At 74.5% G+C, this 18,267-nt stretch carries 22 protein-coding genes; 11 read left to right on the top strand and 11 right to left on the bottom strand.

Annotated features, from left to right (window positions below):
- Positions 1-70 precede the first annotated feature (70 nt).
- The 3 genes from ITJ40_RS17095 to ITJ40_RS11780 form a co-directional block, all read right to left on the bottom strand.
- Positions 71-658 carry an MFS transporter gene (locus ITJ40_RS17095; RefSeq protein ID WP_370532044.1) on the bottom strand — a complete coding sequence of 196 codons (588 nt, stop codon included), beginning with the start codon at positions 656-658 and terminating at the stop codon, positions 71-73.
- Positions 640-1,368, bottom strand: coding sequence for an MFS transporter (locus tag ITJ40_RS17090; RefSeq protein ID WP_228512349.1), 729 nt, complete (start codon positions 1,366-1,368; stop codon positions 640-642). Before ITJ40_RS17090 ends, ITJ40_RS17095 begins: the two co-directional genes overlap by 19 nt.
- A gap of 76 nt (positions 1,369-1,444) precedes the next feature.
- The gene (locus ITJ40_RS11780) at positions 1,445-1,825 is read right to left on the bottom strand and encodes a helix-turn-helix domain-containing protein (protein WP_194667436.1); all 381 of its coding nucleotides are present in this window, start codon (positions 1,823-1,825) and stop codon (positions 1,445-1,447) included.
- A gap of 113 nt (positions 1,826-1,938) precedes the next feature.
- On the opposite strand from ITJ40_RS11780, the gene ITJ40_RS11775 reads away from it, so the two are divergent.
- Positions 1,939-2,802, top strand: coding sequence for an SDR family oxidoreductase (locus tag ITJ40_RS11775; protein WP_194667244.1), 864 nt, complete (start codon positions 1,939-1,941; stop codon positions 2,800-2,802).
- Positions 2,803-2,863: 61 nt separating this feature from the next.
- Here the strand turns inward: ITJ40_RS11775 and mmuM are convergent, their stop codons facing one another.
- Positions 2,864-3,769, bottom strand: a complete 906-nt coding sequence (gene mmuM / locus ITJ40_RS11770) for a homocysteine S-methyltransferase (RefSeq protein WP_194667243.1) — start codon at positions 3,767-3,769, stop codon at positions 2,864-2,866.
- A gap of 133 nt (positions 3,770-3,902) precedes the next feature.
- Between mmuM and ITJ40_RS11765 the strand changes: the two genes are divergently transcribed.
- Together ITJ40_RS11765 and ITJ40_RS11760 are read left to right on the top strand one after the other, a co-directional pair.
- Positions 3,903-4,415, top strand: coding sequence for a MarR family winged helix-turn-helix transcriptional regulator (locus ITJ40_RS11765; RefSeq protein WP_012039517.1), 513 nt, complete (start codon positions 3,903-3,905; stop codon positions 4,413-4,415).
- A gap of 55 nt (positions 4,416-4,470) precedes the next feature.
- The gene (locus ITJ40_RS11760) at positions 4,471-5,169 is read left to right on the top strand and encodes an HAD family hydrolase (protein ID WP_194667242.1); all 699 of its coding nucleotides are present in this window, start codon (positions 4,471-4,473) and stop codon (positions 5,167-5,169) included.
- A gap of 19 nt (positions 5,170-5,188) precedes the next feature.
- Here ITJ40_RS11760 and ITJ40_RS11755 read toward each other — a convergent pair whose 3' ends face one another.
- Positions 5,189-5,875, bottom strand: a complete 687-nt coding sequence (locus tag ITJ40_RS11755) for a GntR family transcriptional regulator (RefSeq protein WP_194667241.1) — start codon at positions 5,873-5,875, stop codon at positions 5,189-5,191.
- 149 nt (positions 5,876-6,024) lie between these two features.
- Here ITJ40_RS11755 and ITJ40_RS11750 point away from each other — a divergent pair, with 149 nt between their 5' ends.
- Complete coding sequence (locus tag ITJ40_RS11750; RefSeq protein WP_194667240.1) at positions 6,025-7,401, top strand: cytosine permease; 1,377 nt, start codon at positions 6,025-6,027, stop codon at positions 7,399-7,401.
- Positions 7,398-8,129 carry an isochorismatase family cysteine hydrolase gene (locus tag ITJ40_RS11745; protein ID WP_194667239.1) on the top strand — a complete coding sequence of 244 codons (732 nt, stop codon included), beginning with the start codon at positions 7,398-7,400 and terminating at the stop codon, positions 8,127-8,129. Before ITJ40_RS11750 ends, ITJ40_RS11745 begins: the two co-directional genes overlap by 4 nt.
- Here ITJ40_RS11745 and ITJ40_RS11740 read toward each other — a convergent pair.
- From ITJ40_RS11740 to ITJ40_RS11725, 4 genes are all read right to left on the bottom strand, one after another.
- A complete protein-coding gene (locus tag ITJ40_RS11740) occupies positions 8,108-9,469 on the bottom strand; it encodes a glycosyltransferase 87 family protein (protein ID WP_194667238.1) in 1,362 nt (453 codons plus the stop codon). The genes ITJ40_RS11745 and ITJ40_RS11740 overlap by 22 nt on opposite strands.
- A 195-nt stretch (positions 9,470-9,664) precedes the next feature.
- On the bottom strand, positions 9,665-10,948 hold the full coding sequence (locus tag ITJ40_RS11735) for a uracil-xanthine permease family protein (RefSeq protein WP_194667237.1): 1,284 nt from the start codon (positions 10,946-10,948) through the stop codon (positions 9,665-9,667).
- 101 nt (positions 10,949-11,049) lie between these two features.
- The gene (locus ITJ40_RS11730; protein ID WP_194667236.1) at positions 11,050-11,451 is read right to left on the bottom strand and encodes a hypothetical protein; all 402 of its coding nucleotides are present in this window, start codon (positions 11,449-11,451) and stop codon (positions 11,050-11,052) included.
- Entirely contained in the window at positions 11,435-11,632 is a 198-nt protein-coding gene (locus ITJ40_RS11725) for a helix-turn-helix transcriptional regulator (protein WP_194667235.1), read from the bottom strand. The genes ITJ40_RS11730 and ITJ40_RS11725 overlap by 17 nt, the downstream gene beginning before the upstream one ends.
- A 104-nt stretch (positions 11,633-11,736) precedes the next feature.
- Here ITJ40_RS11725 and ITJ40_RS11720 point away from each other — a divergent pair, with 104 nt between their 5' ends.
- The 5 genes from ITJ40_RS11720 to ITJ40_RS11700 all read left to right on the top strand — a co-directional run bounded on the left by ITJ40_RS11720 (position 11,737) and on the right by ITJ40_RS11700 (position 16,922).
- Entirely contained in the window at positions 11,737-13,719 is a 1,983-nt protein-coding gene (locus ITJ40_RS11720; protein ID WP_194667234.1) for a M13 family metallopeptidase, read from the top strand.
- Positions 13,720-13,741: 22 nt separating this feature from the next.
- The gene (locus ITJ40_RS11715; protein WP_194667233.1) at positions 13,742-14,650 is read left to right on the top strand and encodes a serine hydrolase; all 909 of its coding nucleotides are present in this window, start codon (positions 13,742-13,744) and stop codon (positions 14,648-14,650) included.
- A 98-nt stretch (positions 14,651-14,748) separates the two neighbouring features.
- Positions 14,749-15,501 carry a histidine phosphatase family protein gene (locus ITJ40_RS11710; RefSeq protein WP_194667232.1) on the top strand — a complete coding sequence of 251 codons (753 nt, stop codon included), beginning with the start codon at positions 14,749-14,751 and terminating at the stop codon, positions 15,499-15,501.
- A 54-nt stretch (positions 15,502-15,555) separates the two neighbouring features.
- The gene (locus ITJ40_RS11705) at positions 15,556-16,539 is read left to right on the top strand and encodes a 1,4-dihydroxy-2-naphthoate polyprenyltransferase (protein WP_370532043.1); all 984 of its coding nucleotides are present in this window, start codon (positions 15,556-15,558) and stop codon (positions 16,537-16,539) included.
- A gap of 5 nt (positions 16,540-16,544) precedes the next feature.
- Positions 16,545-16,922 carry a hypothetical protein gene (locus tag ITJ40_RS11700; protein ID WP_194667231.1) on the top strand — a complete coding sequence of 126 codons (378 nt, stop codon included), beginning with the start codon at positions 16,545-16,547 and terminating at the stop codon, positions 16,920-16,922.
- A 29-nt stretch (positions 16,923-16,951) separates the two neighbouring features.
- Here ITJ40_RS11700 and ITJ40_RS11695 read toward each other — a convergent pair whose 3' ends face one another.
- Both ITJ40_RS11695 and ITJ40_RS11690 read right to left on the bottom strand, forming a co-directional pair.
- Positions 16,952-17,233: a DUF1905 domain-containing protein gene (locus ITJ40_RS11695; RefSeq protein WP_194667230.1), complete on the bottom strand. Its 282-nt coding sequence runs from the start codon at positions 17,231-17,233 to the stop codon at positions 16,952-16,954.
- 95 nt (positions 17,234-17,328) lie between these two features.
- Positions 17,329-17,703, bottom strand: coding sequence for a DUF4229 domain-containing protein (locus ITJ40_RS11690; protein WP_194667229.1), 375 nt, complete (start codon positions 17,701-17,703; stop codon positions 17,329-17,331).
- 139 nt (positions 17,704-17,842) lie between these two features.
- On the opposite strand from ITJ40_RS11690, the gene ITJ40_RS11685 reads away from it, so the two are divergent.
- Positions 17,843-18,265, top strand: coding sequence for a PLD nuclease N-terminal domain-containing protein (locus tag ITJ40_RS11685; RefSeq protein ID WP_194667228.1), 423 nt, complete (start codon positions 17,843-17,845; stop codon positions 18,263-18,265).
- Positions 18,266-18,267 lie beyond the last annotated feature (2 nt).

The following is an 18,267-nucleotide window of genomic DNA, read 5'->3' as shown; positions in this document are numbered from 1 at the left end:
TCTCTCCCGGGCGGCGGCGCGCGCGTCCGCACTCGCAGGAGCCCGTGAGCGGATCCGGCCGCAGCCGCCCCTAGGGGGAGGGGACGGAGGCCGCGGCAGGCAGCGCCTGCGCCGCCGGGTGCGCCCGCCGCGTCGCCAGCACGCGCGAGAACACGAGCACGAGGAGCCCGGCGGCCGGGATGAAGATCAGGCCGAAGCGGAGCGACGAGGCGTCCGCGATGGCGCCGACGACGGGCGGCGAGATGAGGAAGCCGAGCCGCAGCAGCCAGCCGACGATGGTGAGGCCGGTGCCGGGCTTGAAGCCGGGCAGCTCGTCGGCGGCCTGCATGGCGGCCGGGATGAGGGTCGCGACGCCGAAGCCCGCGACGCCGAATCCGACGATCGTGCCGACGATGCTCGGGAACGCGAGCGCGGCGCCCATGCCGACGAGCACGAGGACGCCGCCGAGCCGGGCGACGGCGCGCTGGCCGAAGCGGTCGACCATGCGGTCGCCGAGCATCCGGCCGATGAACTGCATGCCCTGGAGCGAGATGAAGCCGAGGCCCGCGACGAACGCGCTGGCGCCGAGGTCGCCCGAGAGGTAGATGGCCGACCAGGAGCTGCCGGCGTCCTCGACGATGGCGCCGCCGGACGCGATGATCACGAGCGCGAGCAGCACGCCGTACTTCGCGACGAGGCCGAGCGCGCGGGGGAGGCGGCGCGCGCGACGTCGCCCTCGGGATCCGGCGCGTGCGCATGGGCGGCGCCGCCCTCGCCGGGCTCCGGCTCCGGCCCCTTCAGCAGCCACAGCAGCGACAGCACAGCCAGCGCGCTGAACAGCGCGGCCGAGATGGAGAGGTGCACGATCAGCGGCATCCGGATCTGCGCGGCGGCCGCGCCCATGATCCCGCCAGCGACCGCGCCGATCGACCAGACCGCGTGGAACGAGTTGATGATCGAGCGCCCGTAGAGCCGCTGCACCCGGAGCGCGTGCGAGTTCTGCGCGACGTCGGTGATGGAGTCCATGGCGCCCGCGAGGAACAGCGCCATCGCGAGCACGAGCCAGCCGGGCGCGAGGCCGGCCAGCAGGATCCCGACGGAGGCCACGACGGTCGCGGCGACCGCCACGCGCGCCGACCGGTACCGGCGGATGAGCACGCCCGCGGCGAGCCCGGCGATGAGCGCCCCCAGCGGCGACGCGGCGACGGCGGCGCCGAACTCGACGTTGGTCAGCCCGAGCTCCACCTTGATCGACGGGTAGCGCGGCAGCAGGTTCGCGAAGATCGCGCCGTTCGTGAAGAAGAGGATGCCGACGGCGACGCGCGCACGGCGGACGTCGCGGGTCGGGGCGGTCGTGCGCGACAGCGTCGGCGCGGACGGGGAGGGCATCGTCGGTCTCTCTCTGGCCGGGTGGCGCCGTGGCGCGGGGCGGGTCGGCGCCGATCCCTCGGCGGCCGCACCAAGCCTAGGGTCGGCGTGACGCCAGCGGCGACGTGTCCTCGGTGATGTCCATGACGAGGTCCATGAGCGGCACGAGCCGGGCGCTCGCCTCGTGGCCGAGCTCGGTGAGCCGGTAGTCGACCCGCGGCGGGATGGTGGGCTGCGCCTCGCGGAGGACGAGCCCGTCGTCGGCGAGCGTGCGCAGCGTGGAGGCGAGCATCTTCTCGCTGATGCCCTCGACCTCGCGCCGCAGCTCGCCCCAGCGGCGCGACCGCTCCCCGAGCGCGAGGAGGACGAGCACGCCCCACTTGCTCGTGATGTGGTCGAGCAGCGTGCGCGACGGGCAGTTCGCGGGGTAGCGGCCCTCGGTCACGCCGGGCCGGTCGCGGCTCACCCGGAAGCTCATCTGCGTCACATCGCACAACTTACCAGAAGGTGGGTACCCCTCTGTGGGAAGGTACTCGGCGACGGAGTCGTTGACCCCGGCGTACCGCTCCTCCCGACTCGAAAGGCATCCCCATGACCATCGTCGTCACCGCCGCCACCGGCCGCCTCGGATCGCGCATCGTCGCGTCCCTCCTCGCCCGCGGCGCCGCCGCCTCCGACGTGCTCGCCACCGCGCGCCGTCCCGAGGCCCTCGCCGACCTCGCCGCGCAGGGCGTCCGCACCGCGCGCCTCGAGTACACCGACGCCGAGAGCGTCGCCGCCGCGATCCAGCCCGGCGACACGCTCGTGCTCGTCTCCGGCAGCGAGGTCGGCCAGCGCGTGCCGCAGCACACCACCGTCATCGAGGCCGCGAAGGCCGCGGGCGTCGGCCGGATCCTCTACTCGAGCGTCCTCCGCGCCTCCACCACCGAGCTCTTCATCGCGGGCGAGCACAAGGCCACCGAGGAGGTGCTCGCCGCGTCGGGTGTCCCCGTCACGCTGCTCCGCAACGGCTGGTACACCGAGAACTACGCGGGCACGGTCGACACCGTGAAGCAGACGGGCGCGCTCCTCACGAGCGCGGGCGACGGCCGCGTCGCGAGCGCCACCATCGCCGACTTCGCCGAGGCCACCGCGGTCGCGGCCCTCGATGACTCGCTCGCCGGGCAGACGTTCGAGCTCGCGGGCGACGAGCGCTGGACGCAGGACGACCTCGCCGAGGCCATCTCCGGGATCCTCGGCCAGCCCGTGCCCGTCTCGCGGGTCTCGAGCGAGGAGCACGCGCGGATCCTCGGCGGCGCCGGCCTCGACGAGGGCACCGTCGGCTTCGTCGTCGGCCTCGACGCCGCCACGGCCGCCGGCCAGCTCGACGACGAGACGGGCGACCTGTCGCGCCTGCTCGGCCGTCCCACCACGTCGCTCGCCGACGGCCTCCGCCAGGCGGTCGCGGGCGCCTGACCCTTCCCGCACCCGACGGCCCGTCCCCGCGCGGGGGCGGGCCGTCGTCGTGCGCGCGGCCTCAGCCGAGCGCGTCGCGCATCCGGCGGATCTCGTCGGGGCCGACCCGGCAGCACCCGCCGACGAGCGCCGCACCCGCGCGGATCCACGCGTCGACGGACGGCAGCGCGGGGTCGCCGCCCCAGCCGCGCGCGACCGCGTCCCAGCGCTCGCCGGAGTTCGGGTAGACGACCACCGGCCGGTCGGTGACGCTCCGGGCCGCGGCGATCGCGGCCGGCACCTCGTCGGGGTGCGCGCAGTTGATCCCCACCGCCACGATCTCGTCGGCCTCATCCGCGAGCCGGAAGCCCTCGGCCATCGGCTCGCCCGAGCGCAGGCGGCCGTCCGCGACCGTGAACGCGAGCCAGGCCGACGCGCCGGAGCCGCGCGCGAGATCCACCAGCGCGCGGCCCTCGTCGAGGCTCGGGATGGTCTCGCAGGCGAGGAGGTCGGCGCCGGCGTCGGCGAGCACGGCGAACCGCGGGGCGTGCCAGCGGCGGAGCTCCGCGCGGGTGAGGCCGCTGAATCCCGCGTACTCGGAGCCGTCGCCGAGCGTCGCGCCGTACGGGCCGACGGACGCGGCGATCCACCGGTCGCGGCCCGCCCCGGCGGCGTCCTCCCGCGCGACCTCGTCCCGCGCCTCGGCCGCGAGCCGCACGCTCGCCCGGAGCAGCGCCTCGGTCTCCGCGGTGCTCAGCCCGCGCGCCGCGAACGCGTCGAATCCCACCTGGTACGACGCCGTGATCGCGACGTCCGCGCCCGCGCGGAAGAACTCGGCGTGCGCCGCCCGCACCGCGCCCGGCTCGTCGGCGAGCACGCGGGCGCTCCACAGCGGATCCGACAGGTCGTGCCCGCGCGCCTCCAGCAGCGTGCCGAGGCCGCCGTCGAGCACCAGCGGGCGGTCGGGGAGCGGGAGCGGCCGGGTCATGCGCACATCCTGCCGGAGGCCGCGGCCGGACCCGCGATCCGCGACGCCCCGCGACATCGGCCGTCCGCGGCGTCCGGAGCGTCTCTCCGCGCCCGCCGCTCCGGGTACCGTGGACGCGACGGTGGGAGTCCCGATGAAGGATGACGACGACGTCGACCTGGTGATCGACGCGTGGGGCGCCGCCATGCCCGACGTCGACTTCGCGCCGCTCGACGTGGTGTCCCGGCTCCGGCGCCTGCTGCCGCAGATGCAGCGGATCCGCGAGGGCGCGTTCGCCGCCGAGGGCCTCACCACGAGCGAGTTCGAGTTCCTCTCCGTGCTCCGCCAGCAGGGCGACGCGGGCCTCACGCGCGCCGGGCTCGCCGAGCGCCTCGGCACCGACACGGGCAGCCTCGTGCACCGGGTGAACCGGCTGACCGCGCGCTCCTTCATCACGCGCGAGGAGGATCCGGCGGGCGGCCGCAGCCGGCTCGTGGTGCTCACGCCGTTCGGCATCGAGCGCGTCGACCGGGCGATGCGCCGCCTCGTCGCCGACGAGGACGAGGTGCTCGCCGACCTCAGCCGCGAGCAGATCGCGACGCTCATCGACAGCCTGCGCGTCATCGCGCGGACGACCGAGCGGGTCCGCGCGCGCCGCTCGTCCTGATCCGACGGGCGCCGCGGTCGGGCCGCGCGGAGCTGCGCCGGAGCACGATGGATGCATGGCCGACACGAAATCCACCCCGCCCGCCGTCCTCTTCGACATCGACGAGACCCTCATCCACACGGGCGGCTCCGGCGCCCGCAGCTGGGCGATGGCGTTCCGCGACCTGCACGACGTCGAGGCCGACATCGGCGAGCACTCGTCGGCGGGGGAGACGGATCCGCTGGTCGGCGCCGCCACCTTCCGCGGCGTGATGGGCCGGGATCCGGAGCCCGCCGAGCTCGCGCGCCTCTACGCCTCCTACCTCCGGCACCTCGCCGACGACATCCGCGTCTCCGACGGCTACCGCGTGCTCGACGGCGCGGAGGCCCTGCTCGACCGGCTCGCCGACGCGGGTGTCGTGCTCGGCCTCGTCTCCGGCGCGATGGAGGGCGCGGCCCGCACGAAGATGGAGCCCGCCCGTCTCGGCCGGTTCTTCGTGTTCGGCGCGTACGGATCCGACTCGCCCGACCGCGTCGACGTCGTCCGCCGGGCGATCGCGACGGCCGGCACCCTCCGCGGCGCCGAGCCCCGGCGCGACGAGGTGCTCGTCGTCGGCGACACCCCGAACGACATCACCTCCGCGCACGACGCATGCGCGACCGCGGTCGGCGTCGCGAGCGGCCACTACTCGGCCGACGAGCTGCGCGACGCGGGGGCGGACCTCGTGCTCGACTCCCTCGAGGACGTGGCGTTGGAGCGGCTGCTCGGGCTCTGATCCGAGCCGGCGGCGACCGCTAGCCCGCGGCCTCGGCCGCCGTGGACTCCTCGCGCGTGAGCGCCTCGAGCGCCGCGCACGCGTCGACGCGCGTGGCCTCGATGTGCCGGCGCGCGAGATCCGCCGCCCGCTCGCCCTCGCGCCGCTCCACCAGCGTGAGCAGCTCGCGGTGGTCGGCGAGGGAGTCGGGCCGGCGCGCGCTCGCGGCGGGCAGGTAGTGGAAGCGCACGCGCTTCGACATCGACTCGACGACCTGCGCCAGCGTGCTGTTGTGCGCGGCGGACGCGAGGGCCACGTGGAAGTCGTAGTTGAGGCGCGCGAGGTCGGCCGGGTCCCGGGTCAGCTCCTGCAGGCGGATCACGCGCTCGAGCTCGCGGAGGTCGTCGGCCGTGCGGCGCCCCGCGGCGAGCTCGACGGCCCGGGGCTCGACGAGCGCTCGCGCCTCGAACAGGTCCACCAGCTCGGACAGCACGCGCGGCCGCACCGACATGCCCTCGTGCGCGCGATGCACGACCCAGCCGTCGGCCTCGAGCGCGCGCAGCGCCTCGCGCACGGGGATGTGGCTCGTGCCCATCCGCTGGGCGACCTCGTCGGCCTTCACGCGGGATCCGGGGGCGATGACGCCGCCGAGGATCTCCTCCTCGAGCAGCACCCGCACGCGCTCCCCGGCGCCGAGACGGGCGGGGACCAGGGCGGGAGTCGGCATGCACTCGATTATAGGATCCGCCGCCAGGCCTTCACCCAGACGTGTTTCACATCCCCGAAACACCGCAGAAACGCGCGAGAGCGGCGCGGGTGTTCCTATAGGGCGCAGCCGGATCCCCCGCCGGCGTCACCCGACTCCCAGGAGCTCCCATGTCGCACCCCGCCGCCCCGCCGGTCGCGCGCCACGCTGACGGCGCCGCCCCGGATCCCGCCGACCGCCCCGCCTTCTCCGAGTACGAGTCGGAGCCCGTGCCCCCGCACGCGCGCCGTCGCACCGCGTCGGTCGCCGCCGTCTGGCTCGGCTTCCCGATGATCCTCACGTGCGCCGTGTTCGGCGGCCTGGTCGTCCACTCGCTCGGCTTCTGGCCGGGCATGGGCGCCGTCGCGGTCGGCACGCTCGTCCTCATGGTCTACGTCGGCGCGCTCAGCTACCTGGCCGGGCGCAGCGGCGAGAGCTTCGCGCTCATGGCGATGCGCACGTTCGGCGCGAAGGGGTACGTCGTGCCGGCGGGCTTCCTCGCGACCGTGGTCATCGGCTGGTTCGCGTTCCAGACCGGGCTCACCGGATCCACCCTCCACGGCAGCCTCGGCTGGGACCAGACGGGCACCACCCTCGTGGCCGGCCTCCTCTTCGTCGCGGTCACGCTCCTCGGGATCCGGGCGCTCTCCTGGATCGGCGTGGTCGCCGCTCCTCTCTACCTCGTGCTCGGCGCGGTCGCCGTCGTCATCGTGGCGACCCGGCCGGGCGGCGCGGAGCTGCAGACCGCGCCCGCCGCGGGAGCCGGAGCGCTGAGCTTCGGCGCGGCCGTGACCCTCGTCGTCGCGCTCTTCGCCGACTCGGGCACCATGACCGCCGACTTCACGCGCTGGGCGCGCTCGGGCCGGCAGGCCGTGCTCGCGACCCTCGCGGCGTTCCCGTTCGGCAACGCGATCGCGCTGGTGGTCGGCGGCCTCGTCGTCGCGCTGGGCGGCGCGACCGACCCGGGCACCGCGGGCGGCGACTTCCTCGGGATCCTCGTCGCGCAGGGCGGTGCCCTCGTGCCGCTCGCCGTGCTGTTCGTGGTCGTGAACCTCGGATCCGTGTGCGCCCACTGCCTCTACAACGGCGCCGTCGGCTGGAGCCAGCTCACCGGCATGCGCATGCGCCGCACGACGCTCGTGCTCGGCGCGGTGGGCGTCGTCCTCGCGGTCGCCGGCATCTGGACCTACTTCGAGGTGTGGCTGAACCTGCTCGGCGTGATCGTGCCGCCCATCGGCGCCGTGCTCATCGTCGACCAGCTGCTGCTCGCGCCGCGGCGCCAGGCGGCCGGATCCGTCGTCGCCCGCGGCGCCTGGCGCGCCCCCGCGTTCGTCGGCTGGGCGGTCGGCGCCGTCGTCGCGCTCGTGGCCCACGCGTACGCCGACTTCCTCTCGACCGCGGTCGTGGGCATGGTCGTCGGCGCGGTCGTGCTCGTCGTCGCGGACGCCGCGGGACGGGTGCGCGCCCCGCTGGCCGCGGCCGTCGACGCGGGGGAGGCGCGCTCGTGAGCGCGGTCGCCGTGCCCGCGGTCGTCGCCGGCACCACGCCCGTCGCGGCGGATCCCTACGCCTGGCCCTACGACGGCGCCGTCGACGTCGCGCGCACCGCCGTGGTCTGCATCGACTGGCAGGTCGACTTCTGCGGAGTCGGCGGCTACGTCGACCGCATGGGCTACGACCTCGCCCTCACGCGCGCCGGCCTCGCGCCCACCGCGCGGCTGCTCGAGCGCGTGCGCGCGCTCGGCATGACGGTGATCCACACCCGCGAGGGCCACCGCCCCGACCTCTCCGACCTGCCCGCGAACAAGCGCTGGCGGTCGGAGCGCGCGGGCGCCGAGATCGGCAGCGTCGGCCCGTGCGGCCGGATCCTCGTGCGCGGCGAACCCGGCTGGGAGATCGTCCCCGAGGTGGCCCCGCTCCCCGGCGAGCCCGTGATCGACAAGCCCGGCAAGGGCGCGTTCTACGCGACCGACCTCGACCTGGTGCTGCGGGCGCGCGGCATCGACCGGCTGATCCTCACGGGCATCACCACCGATGTCTGCGTCTCCACGACCATGCGGGAGGCGAACGACCGCGGCTACGAGTGCCTGGTGCTGTCGGACTGCACGGGTGCCACGGATCCGGCCAACCACGACGCCGCGCTCCGGATGGTCACGATGCAGGGCGGCGTGTTCGGCGCGGTCGCCACGTCCGACGCCGTGCTCGCCGCCCTCGCTCAGGCGGTGCCGCGCTCCTGAGGGGCGGGCGCCGCCGCCTGGGGGTCGAGCACGCGCGCGCCCAGCGCGGGGCGCACCGGCCGCGGCGCGGTCCGCCGGGCGCGGGCGATCCCGGCCCCGGGGATCCCGTCGACCTCCACGGCGCCCAGCCGGACCAGCTGCGCGACGGCCACCGCCAGGAGCGCGATCTCCGCGAGGTCGCGCAGCGTGATCACCGGGACCGCGGACGTGAGCAGCGTGTACGCGTAGGGGAAGACGAGCTGCGTGAGCGCGGCCACGACGAGCCCGAGGCGCGCCACGACGGCCGTGCCGGTGGCGTGGCGGTCGTGCACGAGCATCACGATGATCGGCACGGCGAACCACGACACGTACTGCGGCGAGCCGACCTTGTTCGTGACGATGAGGGCCGCGACGAGCGCGAGCGACAGCGGCCCCATCAGCGCGGCGGGGGAGGCGCCGCGGAGGTGCGCGCGGATCCCGAGCAGCGTCACGACGAGCACGACGCCCACCATGATCGGCGTCAGCGCGGCCGCGACCGCGTCCACCCCGGGGCCCGACACCTGGAACGTGATGATGCGCAGGTCGTCGTACACGCGGTACCGGTCGTCGCCCGCGACGATGCGCCACAGGTGGTACAGCGCGGCGGTCGACTCGACCTGGAGCCCGCGGCCGGTCTGCTGGCCCACGAAGCCCAGCACGTTCGCGCCGCTGCCGATGAGGAGGGATCCGGCCACGACCGCGGCCGTCGTGCCCAGCGCGGTGACGACGACCCTGCCGCGCGCGAGCCCGCGGCGGGCGATCACGGCGGTGAGCAGCAGGGCGGCCGGCCACACCTTCACCCAGGCGCCGACGGTGAGGAGCGCGGAGGCGAGGGCGGGCCGGGTCGCGAGCACGAGCAGGCCGGCGAGGGCGAGCGGCACGGTGACCGCGTCGATCCGGCCGAGCGAGACCGGCCCGAGCGCCACGAGGAAGCCGAGCCACCACGCGGCGGGTCCGAGGCCGCGTCCGCGTCGGATGCGGAGGAGCAGCGCGAACGCCCCGGCGTCGAGCAGCGTGACCAGCGCGAGCCACACCGTGCCGTAGAGGACGGTGCCGCCGACGAGGGAGACGAGCATGGGCACGGCCGCGAGGATCGGGTACACCCACGGCAGGTCGATGCCCACCCAGCCGCCGCCTGCCATGCCCTCCTGCATCCAGACGCGGTAGACGTCCGTCACGTCGGTGAGCGCGGAGGTCGGGCCGATCAGGTTGAGCGCGATGAGCCACAGGTGGCAGAGCGCGAACGCCAGCCACGGGCGCGACATGATGCCGCGGGCCGGCGTGCGGACGGCATGCGCGGCGAGCGACTCGTCCGCGTTCACCGGGCGGCGCCGGTTCGGCGCGCAGGCGTGTGCATGGCGGGTGGTTCTCCTGCGGTCGATGCGGACGGGGACGCTCCCGCGATGGCGGGGCCCGGCTCGCGGACGCCCGGCCGGCGGGCGGCGCTCCCGCGATGGTAGGCCACGCGGACGGCGCCCGGCCGTGAGCGGATCCACCGCCCGCGGCCGGCCGTCGGGTCAGTCGGTTCCGCGGAGCCGCGCGACCGTGTGCATCACGTGGTAGATCACGATGGCCGCGATGGTGCCGAGCGCGATGCCGTTGAACGAGACCGTGCCGAGCGTGAAGGTGAAGGGCGCGATCGCGACGATGAGCGCGGTCGCCGCCGTGAGCTGGTTGACGGGCTTCGAGAAGTCCACCTTGTTGTCCAGCCAGATCTTCACGCCGATGATCCCGATGAGGCCGTACAGCGCGGTCGTCACGCCGCCGAGCACGCCGGCCGGGATCGTGTTGATGACGGCGCCGACCTTGGGGGAGAGCCCGAGCAGCACGGCGAACCCGCCGGCCACCCAGTACGCGGCGGTCGAGTAGACGCGGGTGGCGGCCATCACCCCGATGTTCTCGCCGTAGGTCGTGGTGCCGGATCCGCCGCCGAGGCCCGCGAGCACGGTCGCCAGTCCGTCGGCGAGGAGCGCGCGGCCGGTCAGCTCGTTCACCGAGCCGTCGGTCATCTGCGCGACGCCGCGGATGTGGCCCACGTTCTCGGCGACCAGCACGAGCACCACGGGCAGGAAGGCGGGCAGCAGCGCCCAGAACTGCGGCGTGATCTCGGGCGCGTGGAACTCGGGCAGGCCGATCCACGCGGCGGACCCGATCGGGTCGAACACGATCTCGCCTCGGATCGCGGCCACGACGTACCCCACGACCACGCCGAGCACGATGGAGAGCCGGCCGAGGATCCCGCGGAACAGCACCGTGGAGAGGATCACCGCGGCGAGCGTGATGGTCGCGGTCACGGGCTTGTCGACGAAGTTGTCGCGGGCCGCGGAGGCGAGGTTGAAGCCGATGAGCGCCACGATCGCGCCCGCCACCACGGGCGGGAGCAGCGCGTCGATCCAGCCGGTGCCCGTGAGCTGCACGATGCCGCCGACGATCGCGAGCATCACGCCGACCGCGACGATGCCCGCGAGCGCCGCCCCGATCCCGCCGCCGCCCGCCGCCGTGGCCGCGTTGGCCGCGCCGATCGGCGCGAGGAACGCGAACGACGACCCGAGGTAGCTGGGCAGCCGGTTCTTGGTGATCAGGAGGAAGAGGATCGTGCCGAGCCCCGAGAAGAACAGCGTGGTCGTGGGCGGGAAGCCCGTGAGGGCGGGCACGAGGAAGGTCGCGCCGAACATCGCGACGACGTGCTGCATCCCGAGCCCGATGGTGCGGGGCCAGGTGAGGCGCTCGCCGGGGCCGACGACCGCGGAGGTGGCGACCGCCTTGCCGTCGCCGTGGAGGGTCCAGATCTGTCGGGCCATGATCGCCTGCTCTCGCGCGGGTGTGTGGGGAGACGCCCCGATCGGCGAGCGTACCGACGCCGTGTTGCGGTGGCGTTTCGGGGGCGGATCCGGTGCGCGCGTCAGCTCCGCTGGACCGCCAGCCAGTTCGCGACGGCCCAGACTCCAGCGAGCACGAGCATCTGCGGGAGGACGTACCACTGCACCTGGCCCATCAGCGTGGTGACGAAGAACGTGCCCACGGTCATCACGAGCGCCGCGACCCCCACGGCGGCGAAGCCCTTCTGCGCGAGGAGCCCGTCGCGCTCGTCCCGGTACTCGAGCCCGTTGATGCGGGTGACGTCGGACGACGAGGGCCGGGCCGCGTGGAGCGCGCCACCCAGCAGGATGGCCGCCATCACCGCGAGCGTGATCGCGTTGTACGGGTTGCCCGCGATCAGGGCGACGAGGGCGCCGACGGCGAGCACCCCCACGAGCAGCGCGTTCACGCGGGAGATCCCGCGGCGTTCAGTCGTCTTCGACATGGAAGACCTCCTCGACGGATCGGTGGAAGAAGCGCGCCGTCTTCACGGCGAGGGCGAGCGACGGATCGTAGCGACCGGTCTCGATCGCGTTGATCGTCTGGCGGGAGACGCCGAGCGCATCGGCGAGGCCCTGCTGGGAGAGCCCGGCCGCGGTCCGGAGCCCCCTCACCTCGCTGCGCATGGATGACAAGCTAGCTTGACACTCGGGTCGTGTCAAGCACGCTTTACATGGCCGGCCGCGCGGCTCCCGGCGGGCCGACGGGGAGGACGCCTAGGCTCGGGCCCATGAGCGCCGAGACACCTCCGACCGGGATCCGCACCGACGAGCTGGACGCGGGGGTGCGCCCGCAGGACGACCTCTACCTCCACGTGAACGGGCGCTGGCTCGACCGCACCGAGATCCCCGACGACAAGGCCCGCTGGGGCTCGTTCCACCAGCTCGCCGAGGCGGCGGAGGAGGCCGTGCGGGTGATCATCGAGGAGGCCGTCGACGCCGAGCCCGGCACCGAGGAGCGCTGCTTCGGCGACCTCTTCACGAGCTTCATGGACGAGGAGCGCGTCGAGCGCCTCGGCGTCCAGCCGATCCGCGACCAGCTCGACCAGGCCGCCGCCGTCACCGACGTGCCGTCCTTCCTGCGCGCCCTCGGCACGCTCGAGCAGACCAACGTGAGCGGCCTGCTCGGCCTCTTCGTCGACAACGACCCGGGCGACCCCGAGCGCTACGTCGTGCAGATCGAGCAGGGCGGCATCGGCCTCCCCGACGAGAGCTACTACCGCGAGGACGGCCACGCGGACATCCGCACGGCGTACCGCGCCTTCGTCGAGCGCATGCTCGACCTCGCCGGCCTCGACGACGCGTCCGCCCGCGCCGACCGGATCCTCGACCTCGAGACCCGCATCGCCGCGGCCCACTGGGACAACGTCCGCACCCGGGACAGCCAGGCCACCTACAACCTCATCACGTGGGCCGGGCTCCGCGACCTCGTGTCGAAGGCGGCCGACGCCGACCTCGACGTCTGGCGCGACGCCCTCGACGCGCCCGCCGCCGCGCTCGACGAGGTCGTGCTGCGCGAGCCGAGCTTCGCCGAGGGCCTCGGCGCGCTGCTGACCGACGCCGAGATCCCCGCGCTCCGCGACTGGCTCACCTGGCAGGTCATCCGCTCGAACGCGGCGCTGCTGCCGAAGGCCTTCTCGGAGGCGTCCTTCGACTTCTACGGCCGCACGCTCACGGGCGCACCCGAGCAGCGCGTGCGGTGGAAGCGCGGCGTCTCGCTGGTGGAGGGATCCATGGGCGAGGCCATCGGCCGGATCTACGTCGAGCGGCACTTCTCGCCCACCGCGAAGGCCGAGATGGACGTGCTCGTCGGCCACCTCGTCGAGGCGTACCGGCAATCCATCTCGGGCCTCGACTGGATGACCGCGGAGACCCGTGGGAGGGCGCTGGAGAAGCTCGAGAAGTTCACGCCGAAGATCGGCTTCCCCGACACGTGGCGCGACTACTCGGCGCTCGAGATCGACCCGACCGACCTCGTGGGCAACGTCCGCGCGACCTCCCGGTTCGAGACCCGGCGCGAGCTCGCGAAGATCGGCGCCCCGCTGGATCGCGACGAGTGGTTCATGACGCCGCAGACCATCAACGCCTACTACAACCCGGGCTTCAACGAGATCGTGTTCCCGGCCGCGATCCTCCAGTTCCCGTTCTTCGACGAGGCGCGGGACCCGGCGGCGAACTACGGCGCGATCGGCGCGGTCATCGGCCACGAGATCGGCCACGGCTTCGACGACCAGGGCTCGCGCTACGACGGCGACGGCCGCCTCACCGACTGGTGGACGCCCGCCGACCGCGCGGCGTTCGAGGAGCGCACGGCGTCGCTGATCCAGCAGTACGACGCGCTCGTGCCCGCGCAGCTCACGGGCGAGGACGCGCCGCACGTGAACGGCGCGCTCACGATCGGCGAGAACATCGGCGACCTCGGCGGCCTCTCCATCGCGTGGAAGGCGTACCTCCTCTCGCTCGAGGGCGCCGAGCCGCCCGTCATCGACGGCCTGACGGGCGCCGAGCGCTTCTTCCTCTCCTGGGCGCAGGCCTGGCAGCAGAAGGGCCGCGATGCCGAGGTGATGCGGCTGCTCGCCATCGACCCGCACGCGCCGAACGAGTTCCGCTGCAACCAGATCGTCCGCAACATCGACGCGTTCTACGACACGTTCGACGTGCAGCCCGGCGACGGCCTCTGGCTCGACGAGGAGGCCCGCGTCACCATCTGGTGACGCGCCCGGCGATGAGCGTGCGATGAGCGCGACCGGCGAGGATCCGCGACGCCGCTCCCGGCACGCTGGGGGCGGTCCCGCGCGCCACGCGGGGCAGGAGCCCACCGACGGCTTCCGCTCCGCGTTCCGCGCGCTCGGCGGCCTCGCCCTCGACGGCATGCGGGTCGCGGCCCGCGCCACCGACCTCGACTCGGGCGACGTCGTGCTCGCGGTCGACGACCACGTGGCCCTGCCCGCCGCCGGCCTCGGCCGCGTGCTCCTCCTCGTCGAGCTGTCCGCGCGCATGACCGAGGGCGACCTCTCGCCGCTGCACCTCGTGGATCGCCGACCGGACGACGAGGGCGGCACCGCGGGCCTCTGGCGCCACCTCGTGGTGCCGTCGCTGCCCGTCACGGATCTCGCCTCGCTCGTCGGCGCGACGGGCGACGCGGCCGCCACCAACGCGCTCCTCGGGCTCGTCGGCCTGGACGCCGTGCGCACGCGCGCCGAGTCGCTCGGCCTCCGCCGCACGGCGCTCCTCGACGTGGCGCGCGGCACCCGCGGGCCCGACGACGCCCCGCAGCTGTCCGTCGGATCCGCCCGCGAGCTCGCGTCGCTCTTCGCGTCGCTCGTGCACGGCGAGGTGGTCGACGAGGAGACGAGCACGCGCGTCGTCGGCTGGCTCGCGCTCAACACCGACCGCTCGATGGTCGCGGCGTCCTTCGGGCTCGACGCGTCCGCGGGCCGCGGCGGCGAGCACGGCATGGCGCTCGTGGACTGCACGGGTGTCGACGCGGGCGTGCGGGCCGAGGCCGGCGTGCTCCGCGGGCCGCGCGGCGCGGTCGCCTACGCGGTCATGGTGCACTTCGACGACGCCGACCTCCGCGCCCGGCTCGCCGTGCGGCACGCCCTGGGCGTGGTCGGGCTCGACCTGCTGGAGCACGTGCACTGAGCCGCGCGGATCCGGCCGCCCTGCGGTCGTGGATCCGCCCGGGCGTAGAGTCGGATGTCGCCCGCCACCCCTCCCGGGCGACGGAGGAGACCCCCACGATGACCGGCATGAACCCCGCCACCGCCAAGCGCCTCGCCCGCGACGACGTGGCGCCGATGTACGCGGAGGTGGACGCGGCCATCGCCCGCGCCGAGATCCCCGGCACCCCGGAGTGGCAGGAGAAGGTCCGCGGCCGCATCGTCATGGTGCGCCACGGGCAGACCGAGTGGAGCGTCAACGGGCGCCACACCGGCACGACCGACATCCCCCTCACGGAGACCGGCGAGGAGCAGGCCCGCGCGGTCGGCGGCGTGCTCGCCGGCACGGAGTTCGGTCTCGTGCTCGCCAGCCCCCGCTCGCGCGCGCAGCGCACGGCCGAGCTCATCGGCTATGGCGACCAGGCGGAGGTCGACGACCGGCTCGTCGAGTTCGACTACGGCGCGTACGAGGGCCGCACCACCGCCGACATCCAGTCCGAGCGCGGCCACTGGGACCTCTGGACCGACGGCGTCCCCGCGGGCGACACCCCGGGCGAGACGTCCGGGCAGGTCCGCGCCCGCGTGCTCCAGGTGCTCGAGCGCGTGCTGCCCGTTCTCGAGTCCGGCCAGGACGTGCTCCTCGTCGCGCACGCCCACGTGATCCGCGCGCTCGCCGTCGCGTGGGTCGGCCTGCCCGCGGAGGCCGGCGGGATCCTCACGCTCTCGACCTCCACGCTCAGCGAGCTCGGCTTCGAGCACGGCCGCCACGCGATCATGCGCTGGAACTGCCCGGCGGACGGCTGGGCGCCGTCGCCCGTGGGCGGCAGCCGCTAGCTCCGCGTTCGCTCGGCGGGTCGCGCGGACAGTCCCCGCGTAGGATCGCCCCTCGTGGCACAGAAGAAGAAGAGCACCCGGAAGGCCCCGTCCTCCGCAGCCCGCACCCGCCCGGGATCCCCCGCGAAGGCCCGCTCCGGCAACCCGGCCAAGGTGCGGAAGGCCACCGCGCGCGACTGGATCTCCGGCGCGCGCATCCGCACCCTCCCGCTCGCCGTCGCCCCCGTCGCGATCGGCGCGGGAGCGGCCCGCGCGCTCGGCCCCGACGAAGGCGTCTCCCTCGGCCTCGCGCTCCTCTGCCTCGCGGTCGCCGTCCTGCTGCAGATCGGCGTGAACTACGCCAACGACTACTCCGACGGCGTCCGCGGCACCGACGACGTGCGCGTCGGCCCCGCCCGCCTCACCGGATCCGGCGCCGCGAAGCCCCGCACCGTGCTCACCGTGGCGCTCACCTTCCTCGGCCTGGCCGCGGTCGCGGGCCTCGCGATCGTGGTCATCACCGGACACTGGTGGCTCCTCGCGGTCGGCGCCGTCGCCATCGTCGCGGCCTACTTCTACACCGGCGGCAAGCGCCCCTACGGCTACGCCGGCCTCGGCGACGTCGTCGTCTTCCTCTTCTTCGGCCTGGTCGCGACGGCCGGCACCCAGTTCGTCCTCATCGGCATGATCACGGGCGAGGGCTGGCTGGGCGGCGTCGCGGCGGGCGGCTTCGCGTGCGCGGTGCTCATGGTCAACAACATCCGCGACATCGAGCAGGACGGCAAGGTCGGCAAGCGCACCCTCGCGGTGCGGCTCGGCCCGCGCGGCTCGCGGATCGTCTACTGCATCGAGATCGCCATCGCCTACGGCGTCGTGGTCTTCTTCTTCCTCTTCTACCCGAAGGCGCTGCTGGTGCTGTTCACGCTCGTGCTGGCGCTGCCGGCCGCGATCATCGCGTGCACGGGCCGCACCCCCAAGGAGCTGATCCTGTCCCTCCAGCTCACGAGCATGGCCGCGCTGACGTTCGGCCTCGGCCTCGGGGCGGCGTTCGCGTTCTGAGCGCGATGGAACCCGCCCTCGTCCGCGCGCTCGAGGTCGACCACCAGACGTGGCCGACCGACGACCCGCGGCTCCTCGCGATCCGCGAGCGGGCGGGCGTGCATCGACGGGCTGTGCTCGTGGTCGACGCGGCGCTCCGCGCGTGGTGGGCGGAGCGGTCGGCGGCGGATCCCGAGCGGGCGGCCGCCGCGCTCGCTGCGCACGTCTCCCGGGCGGTAGCAGGGGCACGACCGGGGGAGCGGTACCTCGTGCTCGACGGCGGGCGCCTCACGCCGTCGACGCGCACGACCCCGCCCGCGGTGCGCGACACGGCCCCGACGTCGGGCGGCAGGTGGGTCGCCTACGTGCCGATCGAGCGCGACGGATCCGCGGACCCGGGCTGACGCGCGCGACGCAGCTGCGCGCGGGGCGGTCAGGTCAGGCGCTCGGTGATCCGGACGGCGACCTGGTCGCCCAGGTCCTTGCCCAGCTTCTTCCGGAGCTTCGCGCTGATCGAGAGCATGTGGCCGCCGGTGCCGGTGGGCAGGAGGCCGGCCGTCAGCGGTTCGCCGTCGATGGTCGCCGTCACCTTGACCGCCTTGCCCGTCCCGAGGAGCTCCACGGAGCCGGGGACCTCGACGCACGGCCACAGGTCGCCCTTGACGGTGACGCCGATGGTCGCCGAGAAGGCGAGGTCGAGAGGTCCGGCGCTCACGCGTGCATCCCCTCGTCGACGTCCGTGCTGGTGCGGCTCGAGCGTATCCGGCAGGGCGCTGAGGCTGCAGCCCCGACGGGATCTCGGCTCCGGCCTCAGCTGCGCTCGGCCTCGCCATCGGCGCGCGGGGTCGCGGCGGCCGTTTCTGAGGATCCCGCACCTGGCGCGGCCGCGACGTCAGCGGCACCCGCCGCGCGGGCCCGGCGCTCGGCCGCGTCGATCGCCGCGTCCTCGGTGTCGTCGTCCTCGACGGGCGCCTTGCGGCCGGCCGCGATCGCCGCGAGATCCGCCGCCATGGCCTCGCGCTGGCTGCGCAGGAAGATGTAGGACCCGCAGAACGACACGACCGCGCCGATGACCGCGGCCAGCGGCCAGAAGTCCGGGCTCACGGCGACCACCAGCCCGAACGGGACGGCGAACAGGAGGATGCGGACGACGGTGTAGACGAGCCAGTAGCGACGGGAACTCACCGGGTCAGCATAGGTCGATCGCCTGGACGGGCCGGTCGCCTGCACAGGCCGTCGTCGCCCAGCCGGGGTCCGGCCCGCGCCCCCTTCCCACTCGCTGGACGCCCGGCGTCCTCCCCGGTTGCGGAGCTACCATCGGGAGATGCCCCGCCTGTTGATCGGTCTCGCCGTCGTGATCGTGTTCTTCACGGTCTTCGTCATCGTGGACACCTCCCTGACGCCGCGGACCCGCATGCGCGGCCTCCCGAAGCCGGTGTGGATCGCGGTGGTCGTCCTGGTGCCCGTCATCGGCGGCATCCTGTGGCTCGCGATCGGCAAGGACCGCACCGACCTGGCCCGCGCATCCGGCCGCCGCCTCGGCCCGGACGACGACCCCGACTTCCTCTCCGGCCTCGGCCGCACCCGCTCCGAGGAGGAGCGGATCCGCCGCCTCGAGCAGGAGCTCGCCGACCTCGACAGCGACGGCACGGGCCCGGACGCCCCGAAGGGACCGGGCGCCGCAGGCGGTCCCACCCGCCCGAACCGCGACGACGACGACCGCGCGCCGGGTCGCCGGGACGCCTGACC

This window comes from Clavibacter sp. VKM Ac-2872, assembly GCF_015351105.1.
In the GTDB taxonomy this organism is placed as follows: Bacteria; Actinomycetota; Actinomycetes; order Actinomycetales; family Microbacteriaceae; genus Clavibacter.
Note: the sequence above shows the minus strand (reverse complement) of the source record. Positions and strands in the feature narration are given on the sequence as shown.

Coding starts and splice junctions, on each gene's coding strand:
- ITJ40_RS11760 (WP_194667242.1), top strand. CDS start 4,471: ATGGCCGACACGAAATCCACCCCGCCCGCCGTCCTCTTCGACATCGAC.
- ITJ40_RS11710 (WP_194667232.1), top strand. CDS start 14,749: ATGACCGGCATGAACCCCGCCACCGCCAAGCGCCTCGCCCGCGACGAC.
- ITJ40_RS11720 (WP_194667234.1), top strand. CDS start 11,737: ATGAGCGCCGAGACACCTCCGACCGGGATCCGCACCGACGAGCTGGAC.
- ITJ40_RS11750 (WP_194667240.1), top strand. CDS start 6,025: ATGTCGCACCCCGCCGCCCCGCCGGTCGCGCGCCACGCTGACGGCGCC.
- ITJ40_RS11780 (WP_194667436.1), bottom strand. CDS start 1,825: ATGAGCTTCCGGGTGAGCCGCGACCGGCCCGGCGTGACCGAGGGCCGC.
- ITJ40_RS11765 (WP_012039517.1), top strand. CDS start 3,903: ATGAAGGATGACGACGACGTCGACCTGGTGATCGACGCGTGGGGCGCC.
- ITJ40_RS11725 (WP_194667235.1), bottom strand. CDS start 11,632: ATGCGCAGCGAGGTGAGGGGGCTCCGGACCGCGGCCGGGCTCTCCCAG.
- mmuM (WP_194667243.1), bottom strand. CDS start 3,769: ATGACCCGGCCGCTCCCGCTCCCCGACCGCCCGCTGGTGCTCGACGGC.
- ITJ40_RS11700 (WP_194667231.1), top strand. CDS start 16,545: ATGGAACCCGCCCTCGTCCGCGCGCTCGAGGTCGACCACCAGACGTGG.
- ITJ40_RS17090 (WP_228512349.1), bottom strand. CDS start 1,368: ATGCCCTCCCCGTCCGCGCCGACGCTGTCGCGCACGACCGCCCCGACC.
- ITJ40_RS11755 (WP_194667241.1), bottom strand. CDS start 5,875: ATGCCGACTCCCGCCCTGGTCCCCGCCCGTCTCGGCGCCGGGGAGCGC.
- ITJ40_RS11715 (WP_194667233.1), top strand. CDS start 13,742: ATGAGCGCGACCGGCGAGGATCCGCGACGCCGCTCCCGGCACGCTGGG.
- ITJ40_RS11685 (WP_194667228.1), top strand. CDS start 17,843: ATGCCCCGCCTGTTGATCGGTCTCGCCGTCGTGATCGTGTTCTTCACG.
- ITJ40_RS11775 (WP_194667244.1), top strand. CDS start 1,939: ATGACCATCGTCGTCACCGCCGCCACCGGCCGCCTCGGATCGCGCATC.
- ITJ40_RS11730 (WP_194667236.1), bottom strand. CDS start 11,451: ATGTCGAAGACGACTGAACGCCGCGGGATCTCCCGCGTGAACGCGCTG.
- ITJ40_RS11735 (WP_194667237.1), bottom strand. CDS start 10,948: ATGGCCCGACAGATCTGGACCCTCCACGGCGACGGCAAGGCGGTCGCC.